The organism is Hyphomonas sp. UBA3601 (assembly GCF_002375605.1).
GTDB lineage: Bacteria > Pseudomonadota > Alphaproteobacteria > Caulobacterales > Hyphomonadaceae > Hyphomonas.
The window spans coordinates 115,668-124,157 of the sequence record NZ_DFME01000127.1; the positions used below are offsets into that span (position 1 = coordinate 115,668).

At 59.6% G+C, this 8,490-nt stretch carries 11 protein-coding genes; 5 read left to right on the forward strand and 6 right to left on the reverse strand.

What is annotated here, in order from left to right:
* Nucleotides 1-600 (forward strand): helicase HerA-like domain-containing protein (locus B4F73_RS14355; protein ID WP_290483595.1); only part of this gene is annotated, 600 nt, incomplete at its 5' end.
* A 6-nt stretch (nucleotides 601-606) separates the two neighbouring features.
* Here B4F73_RS14355 and B4F73_RS14360 read toward each other — a convergent pair.
* From B4F73_RS14360 to petA, 5 genes are all read right to left on the reverse strand, one after another.
* A complete protein-coding gene (locus tag B4F73_RS14360; RefSeq protein WP_290483596.1) occupies nucleotides 607-1,518 on the reverse strand; it encodes a hypothetical protein in 912 nt (303 codons plus the stop codon).
* 74 nt (nucleotides 1,519-1,592) lie between these two features.
* Nucleotides 1,593-2,471: an S-methyl-5'-thioadenosine phosphorylase gene (locus tag B4F73_RS14365; RefSeq protein ID WP_206991364.1), complete on the reverse strand. Its 879-nt coding sequence runs from the start codon at nucleotides 2,469-2,471 to the stop codon at nucleotides 1,593-1,595.
* Nucleotides 2,472-2,551: 80 nt separating this feature from the next.
* Nucleotides 2,552-3,544 carry a cytochrome c1 gene (locus B4F73_RS14370; RefSeq protein WP_034810471.1) on the reverse strand — a complete coding sequence of 331 codons (993 nt, stop codon included), beginning with the start codon at nucleotides 3,542-3,544 and terminating at the stop codon, nucleotides 2,552-2,554.
* Between the two features lie 18 nt (nucleotides 3,545-3,562).
* Entirely contained in the window at nucleotides 3,563-5,020 is a 1,458-nt protein-coding gene (locus B4F73_RS14375; RefSeq protein WP_034810469.1) for a cytochrome b, read from the reverse strand.
* A 16-nt stretch (nucleotides 5,021-5,036) separates the two neighbouring features.
* Entirely contained in the window at nucleotides 5,037-5,576 is a 540-nt protein-coding gene (gene petA, locus B4F73_RS14380; RefSeq protein WP_034810468.1) for a ubiquinol-cytochrome c reductase iron-sulfur subunit, read from the reverse strand.
* Nucleotides 5,577-5,797: 221 nt separating this feature from the next.
* On the opposite strand from petA, the gene hemF reads away from it, so the two are divergent.
* Nucleotides 5,798-6,682, forward strand: coding sequence for an oxygen-dependent coproporphyrinogen oxidase (gene hemF, locus B4F73_RS14385; RefSeq protein WP_206991366.1), 885 nt, complete (start codon nucleotides 5,798-5,800; stop codon nucleotides 6,680-6,682).
* Between the two features lie 4 nt (nucleotides 6,683-6,686).
* Here hemF and B4F73_RS14390 read toward each other — a convergent pair whose 3' ends face one another.
* Nucleotides 6,687-7,268 carry a hypothetical protein gene (locus B4F73_RS14390; protein ID WP_290483597.1) on the reverse strand — a complete coding sequence of 194 codons (582 nt, stop codon included), beginning with the start codon at nucleotides 7,266-7,268 and terminating at the stop codon, nucleotides 6,687-6,689.
* A gap of 66 nt (nucleotides 7,269-7,334) precedes the next feature.
* Between B4F73_RS14390 and B4F73_RS14395 the strand changes: the two genes are divergently transcribed.
* The 3 genes from B4F73_RS14395 to B4F73_RS14405 form a co-directional block, all read left to right on the forward strand.
* Complete coding sequence (locus B4F73_RS14395) at nucleotides 7,335-7,883, forward strand: DUF2975 domain-containing protein (RefSeq protein WP_290483598.1); 549 nt, start codon at nucleotides 7,335-7,337, stop codon at nucleotides 7,881-7,883.
* Entirely contained in the window at nucleotides 7,883-8,137 is a 255-nt protein-coding gene (locus B4F73_RS14400; RefSeq protein WP_051607399.1) for a helix-turn-helix domain-containing protein, read from the forward strand. Before B4F73_RS14395 ends, B4F73_RS14400 begins: the two co-directional genes overlap by 1 nt.
* Before the next feature lie 74 nt (nucleotides 8,138-8,211).
* Nucleotides 8,212-8,490 (forward strand): TspO/MBR family protein (locus B4F73_RS14405; protein WP_290483599.1); only part of this gene is annotated, 279 nt, incomplete at its 3' end.

Here is an 8,490-nt window from a genome sequence, read left to right on the forward strand (position 1 = left end):
GGCGTCTATTTCGTTACCCAAAACCCGCGCGACCTGCCGGAAAGCGTGCTCGCACAACTGGGCAACCGGCTGCAGCATGCCCTGCGCGCCTATACGCCCGCCGAACGCAAAGGCGTACGCGCCGCGGCGCAGTCCTTCCGCGAGAATGAGACTTTTGACACAGAGGAAGTCATCACCCAGCTTGGCGTTGGCGAGGCACTGGTCTCAACGCTGGACGCCAAGGGCGCGCCAAGCGTGGTACAATGGACCGTGATCCGCCCACCAGCCTCACGACTTGGCCCCGCAACGGACGCGGAGCGCAAATCGGTCCAGAATGCCAGTCCCGTCGCCGGAAAGTACGAGAAGTCAATTGACCGTGAGTCGGCCTATGAAGTGCTGGAAGCGCGCGAAGTGAAAGCCGCAAAGGAAGCTGAGGAACTTGCCAAGAAAGAGGCCAAGGCTCAGGCCGAGCTGGACAAGAAGAAAAAGAAAACGACCACGCGCCGTAGCTCCCGCCGGATGAGTTCGCTCGAGAAAGCGGGAAATCAGGCAGCCCGAACGGCCAGCCGGGAGATCGTCCGTTACATCCTGCGCGGCATCATGGGCACGTTCAAACGCTAGCGGGGATCAGTTGGGCAAGCGGCCGGCTTCGTCGGAGTCTTCCTCGGCATAGGCCTCGTCCTCTTCCGGCAGGTCGTCGTCCATCGCTTCAATCTCGGCCAGGGCGGCATCGACGTTTTCCGACGGCGTGATATCGGCTTCGCCCTCATGGGTGTCCTCGAAGTCCTCATCAATATATTCAGCTGCTTCGTCGGCTGCCGCGACGGCCATGACTTCCTCGGTCTTCGGCTTGCGCTTCCAGAACGGCGCATGCGGGTCGGCTTTCCGGTCATACTGCATGCTGTAATATTCATGGGCGGTATGGGTCAGCGGGCGCGGCGTCAGGTGCAGACCGTACTGGCGCAGACGTTCAACGACTTCATCGCGCAGATGCATGCCCGGAAAGGAATTTGCCGAGAAGCCATGCGCTTTCATCCAGTCGCGCACGTGCCAGCTGCGCACAGTGCCCGCCTCTGAAGGACGTACACCGGCGTGCTCTTCCCACATATAGAGCGTCGCAATGCCGTTGATCGTCGCATCCATCGCGTCGTCGAGCGTTGCGCTGAGATCGCGCTTCTGGGCCAGCACCGCCCGCAATGCCATCTTGCGCGCCTCAAGTTCCTGATAGGTCGCGCCGATCACGGCGATCGCATTGCGATTGGTCTTGATCAGGGAAGCGTTTACACCGTCGAGCTGCGGATGCTGGACCGGCAGCAGGACATCTGGTCCGGCTTCCTGCGTGTCGACGATCTGGGCGACCTCATTCACCATGCGCTGGAGATTGATTCGCATCTCATGGCTGATGCCGTCGAGGGCGGAGATCGCGCCATCGCGTTCTTCATCCCTTAGCCGCCAAAGCTGCCAGGCGATCATCAATGCTGCTGCGATAAGCAGGCCGAGCCCGCCGGTGAAGAATGTGTAGAATTGCGCTTCACTCATTCTGAGATCCCCTCAACGCGTCCACCGTAAACCATGCTTCCCCCGCATGGCGACCGGTTAAGTGTTGGTAAACCTTAGCCCTTGAGCGCACGTCCTGCAATCACTTGAAGACGGTCGAGCAAATCCGGGTCGCGCGCCTGTGGCGCAGTAATCAACGCATAATCCAGACACGTATCCGTGCCGTTCGGATCCGACGTACGCTCCATTCCGGACAGGGCTTCAGCAAGCCGGACAACAGCCTTACGGGCCACCGCGCTGTTCTGGCCCATGATTTCCAGCACATTCGTCACCGATACCGCCTCGGTTTCTGCCCGCCAGCAATCATAATCGGTGACCATGCAAAGAATAGCGTAGGGCAACTCGGCCTCTCGGGCGAGCTTGGCTTCCGGCATCGCGGTCATGCCAATCACGTCGCAACCCCATTGCCGATAGAGTTTTGATTCCGCGAGCGAAGAGAATTGCGGTCCCTCCATGGCCAGATACGTGCCGCCGCGATGCATCTTTGATCCGACAGCCTCCGCCGCATCTGCTGCAAGCCCCGACAGGCGCGGGCAGACCGGGTAGGCCATGGAGACATGCGCCACCATGCCGGCTGCGAAGAAGGTTTTGTCGCGCGCAAAGGTGCGGTCGATAAACTGGTCTGCGGCGACGAAGTCACCGGGGGCGTATTCCTCTTTCAGGCTGCCGCAAGCCGAAATTGACAGGATGTCCGTCACACCCGCCGCCTTCAGTGCAGCAATGTTGGCGCGGTAAGGCACCTCGGTCGGCGTGATGCGGTGACCTCTTCCGTGGCGCGGCAGGAAGACCAGCTCCACCTCCCCTATCCGGCCGCGCACCAGCACGTCAGATGGCTTGCCCCAGGCAGTCTCGACCTGTTCCTCGCGGCGGTCTTCCAGGTCGTCAATTTCGTAAAGGCCCGAGCCTCCGATAATGCCGAGGGTCCATTTGCTCATGATCTGCTCCGGAAAAAGAAAACCCCGCCCTTGGATCAGCCAGGGACGGGGTCGTCAATTCAAGGTTCTGTCAGAACTGCCTAGTGCTCTACGTTGCGCCAGATGCGCTTGTAGGAGAACCAGAGCAGGATCGCGAGGATGCCAAAATACACCATCACGGCAAGGCCAAGCGATTTGCGGTTGGTCTGTTTCGGCTCACCTGCCCAAGCGAGGAATTGCGCAACATCATAGGCCATCTGGTCGATGGTCGCTTCGGTGCCGTCGCTATACTCGACGCGGCCCGGAACGAGCTGCGGCGGCATGGCAAGGAAGCCACCCGGAGGCGCATGGCGGGGATCGCCTTCGAATTGCGGAACCGTATCGCCCGGCATGTACGGATTGTAGTACTGGCCGGCATTCTGGATCAGGTAGCCTTCGTAATGGTCATCACCATGACCAATATGCAGCTTGGACGCGTCGATAACGGTCTGAACTTCGGCAGGCGTATCGTCGCTCGGATCATCCGGCGTGCCCCCGTCAGATGCTTCAGCGACAACGCGCTCTGAGAATACGTCCTCATCCGGATAGCCTGCCAGCAGGCTGTACACATAAGACGCGCCATCATGGCGGGCCTTGTAGATCACTGACAGGTCTGGTGGCACAGCGCCGCCATTGGCCGCACGGGCCGCACTGTCATTCGCATATGGGCTGCGGAATGTGTCGGCGGGCGTCGCCGGACGGAAATCATAGTCACCGACTTCATTTGGCGTCGGGCTGAGGATTTCGTTCTGCGCGGCCAGAGCCTTCACATACGGGTTGTCGTTCGGGTTCGGATAGGCCTCGTCATAGAACGGGCCACCCGGATCGCCGAGGTTGCGGTAGCTGAGCAGCTTCATGGAGTGACAGGACGAACAGACTTCCTGGTACACCTGATAGCCACGCTGCAGCGAGGCCTGGTCGAACTGACCCGTCACGCCTTCAAAGGGCCAGCCCTCTTCCGGTTCGTGCGGGTGAGCAGCTCCGCCGGCAGCATGCGCTGACGCGGCGATCATTAGACCGGCAAGACCGGCAGTAAGAATGCGGAACGCTTTCATGATTTTCCCCAAAGCTCCCTATTCAGCCGGCACGGCCGACGCTGACGCCTTGTGGCGCTTCAGCACGGATTTATGGATCGATTCCGGCAATTCCTTCGGCTTCTCGGTCAGACCAAGGAAGAACAGAAGAACGAAGAAGCCGAAATAACAGAAGGTCAGGATCAACGAGAAGTGACGGAACATGAAGGTCGGAGCCGGCACAGCCGACAGAGACGGGTTCGCGTCAGCTGGCAGGCTCTCCATGAACCGTTTCGCGTCGATATAGGCTTCGCCACCACCCTTGTATTCGCTGGTCGCTTCCTGACCATCCGCCGTATAGCTGACCACCAGTTTCGGATCACCCTGCAGCGCCGGAATGACGGCATCGTCCGGGTTGGCCGCGCCACACCAGCCGAGCAGCAGGCAGACGGCGACAAAGCCGAAGAAGAACTGCTTGGCCACCGGACGGTAGCGCATGGACTTCACTTTCGACGTGTCGAGCCAAGGCAGGATGAACAGGACCGCGATGGCTGCGAACATGAAGATCACGCCGAGCAGCTTGGCCGGGATCGGGCCGAGATCGAACGTGATGGCGCGCAGGATGGCGTAGAATGGCAGCAGGTACCATTCTGGCACGATGTGCGCAGGCGTCACCAGCGGGTTGGCCTCGATATAGTTGTCGGCATGGCCCAGCACGTTCGGTGCGTAGAAGACGAAGACGGCAAACATGATCAGGAAGATCACGATCGCGAAGGCGTCCTTCACCGTGTAATACGGGTGGAATGGCACGGTGTCTTTCGCAACGTCCTGAACCTCAACACCGGTCGGGTTGTTGTTGCCCGGCACATGAAGCGCCCAGACGTGCAGGATGACTGCGCCGGCGATCATGAAGGGCAGCAGATAGTGCAGCGAGAAGAAGCGCTGCAGTGTCTGGTTACCAATCGATGGTCCGCCGAGGATCCAGGTCTGGAGGCTCTCGCCGATCAGCGGGATGGCACCGAATAGCGACGTAATGACGTTTGCGCCGTGATAGGACATCTGGCCCCAAGGCAACATATAGCCGAGGAAGGCGGTGGCCATCATCAGAAGGTAGATGACACAGCCAAGGATCCACAGCACTTCGCGTGGCGCCTTGTAGGAGCCGTAATAGAGCCCGCGGAACATGTGAATATAGACGGCAAGGAAGAACATCGACGCGCCATTGGCGTGAATGTAGCGGAGCAGCCAGCCATACGGCACATCGCGCATGATACGCTCAACAGACGCAAACGCGCCGTCGACACTGGCCTCATAGTGCATGGCCAGGATGATACCGGTCAGAATCTGAATCACGAGACAGACGGCAAGGATGCCGCCGAAAGTGTACCAGTAGTTCAAATTCTTCGGGGTCGGGAAATTGATCGCCGTGTCCTGGGCAAACCGGACCAGCGGCAAACGCGTATCAAGCCATTTCGTGAAGGCATTGGTCGGCGTGTAGGAGGATTCGTGTCCACTCATCTGCGGTATCCTTCCCTTAAAGCGAAATGTTGATCACGGAGTCGGACACGTAATTGTAATCCGGAACCGGGAGGTTTGTGGGGGCCGGGCCTTTGCGGATGCGGCCAGACGTATCGTAGTGCGAGCCGTGGCATGGGCAGTACCAGCCACCGAAATCGCCTGTATTGCCTTGCGCCGGACCAACCGGAACACAGCCAAGGTGGGTACAAGAGCCCGAGGTGACCAGAATGGCCGGGTTCAACGACCCGTCAGCCTTGGGACGCAGACGCGCATCATCGGTCTCGGGATCGCGCAATGTCGCGACATTCACCGAATCGGCCGCAGCAATCTCAGCCGCTGTGCGGTGGCGCACGAAGAACGGCTTGCCGCCGATCAGGACGCGGATCTCGCCGCCCAGAGGGATTTTGGACACATCGACATCCAGCGCCGAAGCGGCCTTTGTGTCAGCGGCCGGGTTCCACTGGTCAACCGCGGCCCAGGCAAACATGGCAGCGCCGCCAAAGGCGACCGCTCCAGTGGCGATGTGAATGAAATTGCGGCGATCGTCGTCGATCATCTCGCCGTGTTCGTGTGCAGGTGTGTCAGTCACGCTTATCCCGTCCCTTGCGAAGGCAGAAATCTGGGCCCGTCATACAGGAGCCCGCCCCCTTGCACATTGCGGCAAGTGGGCGCGGGTGCCTCCCCATAAACTACTATTGGCAGCGCGTTATCCTGACTTGGCGCCTGTGACAACAGGGCGCTTGCAAGTGTCGCAGTCCTCGCCCCATGTGTCGCGCCATGACAGATGGTGATCTCGAAACGAAGAAGACTCGCGCACGCGACTGGTTCAGGGTGTTGCAGGAAGACATCTGCGCGCGGTTCGAAGCGCTGGAAAATGCGGCGGAACGCCCCCTTTATTCAGGCGAACCGGGACGGTTCGAACTGACCGAGTGGAAACGCGGCGATGGCAGCGAAGACCTGGGCGGCGGCCGTATGGGCCTGATGCGCGGCAAAGTGTTCGAAAAAGTCGGGGTCCACTTCTCCGAAGTCCACGGCACATTCTCTGAAGCCTTCGCTGCCCAAATCCCCGGCGCGGACAAGTCAGATGGCCGATTCTGGGCCTCGGGCATTTCGCTGATCGCGCATCCACGCAATCCGAAAGTGCCCGCCGCGCATATGAATACCCGCATGCTGGTGACCAGCCAGTCCTGGTTCGGCGGCGGCGGAGATCTCAATCCCCTGCTCGATTATCAACGTGATCAAGACTTCGAAGACACGGTCGATTTCCACGCCGCCATGAAATCCGCCTGCGACACGCATCCGGGCGCCGATTTCACGCAGATGAAAGAGACCTGCGACACCTATTTCCATCTCGCTCACCGGGATGAGCCACGCGGCACGGGCGGCATTTTCTATGACCGCTTCAATTCGGGCGACTGGGACGCCGATTTCGCCTTCACACAGGAAGTCGGCAAGCAATTCGCGGAGATCTACCCGAAACTGGTCGCCCGGCGCATGAACCAGACCTGGAGCGAAGCCCAACGCGAGGAACAGCTGATCCAGCGCGGCCGCTATGTGGAGTTCAATCTGCTCTACGACCGCGGCACGACCTTCGGCTTGAAGACCGGCGGCAATGTGACGAGCATCCTCTCCTCCATGCCCCCTGTCGTGAAGTGGCCGTGAGGCCCTAGTCTGTCGCGCAATAACGTGCGTCGCCATCCGGCATTTCAATCGAGACTTTCCGCTCCTTCACAAGGGTGAAATATTCCTCATCCTGTGCCGGGCGCAGATAGATGGCGACACGGGGGTCCAAGGGATTGGCACCCGGCTTCAGGCAGGGCCTCGTGGTGACGCTGACGGACAGGCTTTTCTGGCCGGGTGCCTCCTTGAGGCTCAGCATATGCGCGCGGAAATCGTCCATGCGCGGCGCGTCCTTTGGGTGGATATGCAGCCGATGGATCATGAACCCTGCCTTTGCGCGCTTGTTCAGGAAACGGGTTGGCGCGTCCGGCACGGGGACAAGGTGGAACAGCTCTTCCCGGGTCTTGTCCCCCTCTTCCTGCCAGACTGACAAAACGAGCGTTGCTGCGTCCTCAGGCAAGTCATAGTCATCCGGCGCGCGCACAGCGACCTCGACTTGGCTGGCATCCATGGTCGTCGGATCCAGCGCAGCGAGTTTCGGCAGGCTGGTCACCGGCACGCTTGCGCAGGCAATGGGCAGAAAAACACCTGCGCCGATGACGAAAATCCTTGCGATAATGGCGAACATGCAGATACCCTTCTTTCAATAACTAATTCACGTAAAACATGAATTTTTAATTGGCAAGGACGAATAATGAACACTCCCACACTCCTGCCTGACCGGACACGCCTCGTCTGCCGCGTCTTGAAATGGCTCGCACTCCTCATCCTCGTCCTGATGGTGGCAGCCTATTTCCTGATGGACGCTTCATCCTCCATCCTGGATTCGGCCTGGGAGGGCCTTCAGCCGCATGTCCGGGAGGACGTCTCTTATTCCGGGGGAAAGAAACTGCTCCTGCATGTCCTGGCAGCGATCGGCTATTTCAGCCTCACCCTGATCGTCATCGGCGCTGCGCGTGTCTTCAGCGTGTTCCAGAAAGGCGTGGTATTTGCGCCCGCCGCTGTCCGGGCAGTGCGCTTCCTGGGCCTGGACATTTTTCTGTTTGCTGCCGTGCAACTGATCCTGCCTACGCTGATGGTGCTCGGCCTGACCTATGACAATGGACCGGGTAACCGGGCACTCACACTTGGAATCAATTCCAATACCGTCATCTTGTTGATGATTGGCGCGGTGATCCTGGTAATCGGTCAGATCCTGACTCAGGCGACCGACATCGCCCATGAAAACGAGCAGTTCATCTGATGGCCATCATAGTCCGCCTCGATGTGATGCTTGCCTTGCGCAAGATGAAGTCCAAAGAACTGGCCGCGGCAATCGGCATTTCCGAGCAGAACCTGTCGCAGCTAAGACAGGGGCACGTCAAAGGCGTGCGGTTCGAGACGCTGGACAAGATCTGCGCCGCGCTGGACTGCAAGCCGGGCGATATACTGGACCGGGACGAGGACCAGTCGCGAAATCCCGTCCGGATTTTGGGCACCGACGGAAAAAAGCGATGACGATCAGAGCATTGTGGCTCGAATTAACGTTTCGGAAATGACGAAAACTTCATTCGAAGGTATAAGCGTGGTCGATGGTCACCAGTGCGAAAGCCTTTCCCTGGGGGGCAGGGATACTGCTCCTGCTAGCGACGGTGACAGCCGCCGCAGCAGGAGCAGTGATTTCGGGCGGCAGTTCCGACCCCTGGTACGCTGCGCTCAGCAAACCTTTCCTCACGCCACCAGACGTCATGTTTGCCCTTGTCTGGCCAATTCTGTTCGTACTGATGGCGGCAGGCGCCCTGCTGGTGCTGGACCGGGCCGGTTCATTTGAACGTGCCGTCAGCCCGCTCGGGCTGTACTATTCGATGCTG

Bases quoted from the DNA above. Each gene is read 5' to 3' on its own strand.
- B4F73_RS14360 (WP_290483596.1), bottom strand. From the start codon at position 1,518: ATGAGTGAAGCGCAATTCTACACATTCTTCACCGGCGGGCTCGGCCTG.
- B4F73_RS14365 (WP_206991364.1), bottom strand. From the start codon at position 2,471: ATGAGCAAATGGACCCTCGGCATTATCGGAGGCTCGGGCCTTTACGAA.
- B4F73_RS14370 (WP_034810471.1), bottom strand. From the start codon at position 3,544: ATGAAAGCGTTCCGCATTCTTACTGCCGGTCTTGCCGGTCTAATGATC.
- B4F73_RS14375 (WP_034810469.1), bottom strand. From the start codon at position 5,020: ATGAGTGGACACGAATCCTCCTACACGCCGACCAATGCCTTCACGAAA.
- petA (WP_034810468.1), bottom strand. From the start codon at position 5,576: ATGATCGACGACGATCGCCGCAATTTCATTCACATCGCCACTGGAGCG.
- hemF (WP_206991366.1), top strand. From the start codon at position 5,798: ATGACAGATGGTGATCTCGAAACGAAGAAGACTCGCGCACGCGACTGG.
- B4F73_RS14390 (WP_290483597.1), bottom strand. From the start codon at position 7,268: ATGTTCGCCATTATCGCAAGGATTTTCGTCATCGGCGCAGGTGTTTTT.
- B4F73_RS14395 (WP_290483598.1), top strand. From the start codon at position 7,335: ATGAACACTCCCACACTCCTGCCTGACCGGACACGCCTCGTCTGCCGC.
- B4F73_RS14400 (WP_051607399.1), top strand. From the start codon at position 7,883: ATGGCCATCATAGTCCGCCTCGATGTGATGCTTGCCTTGCGCAAGATG.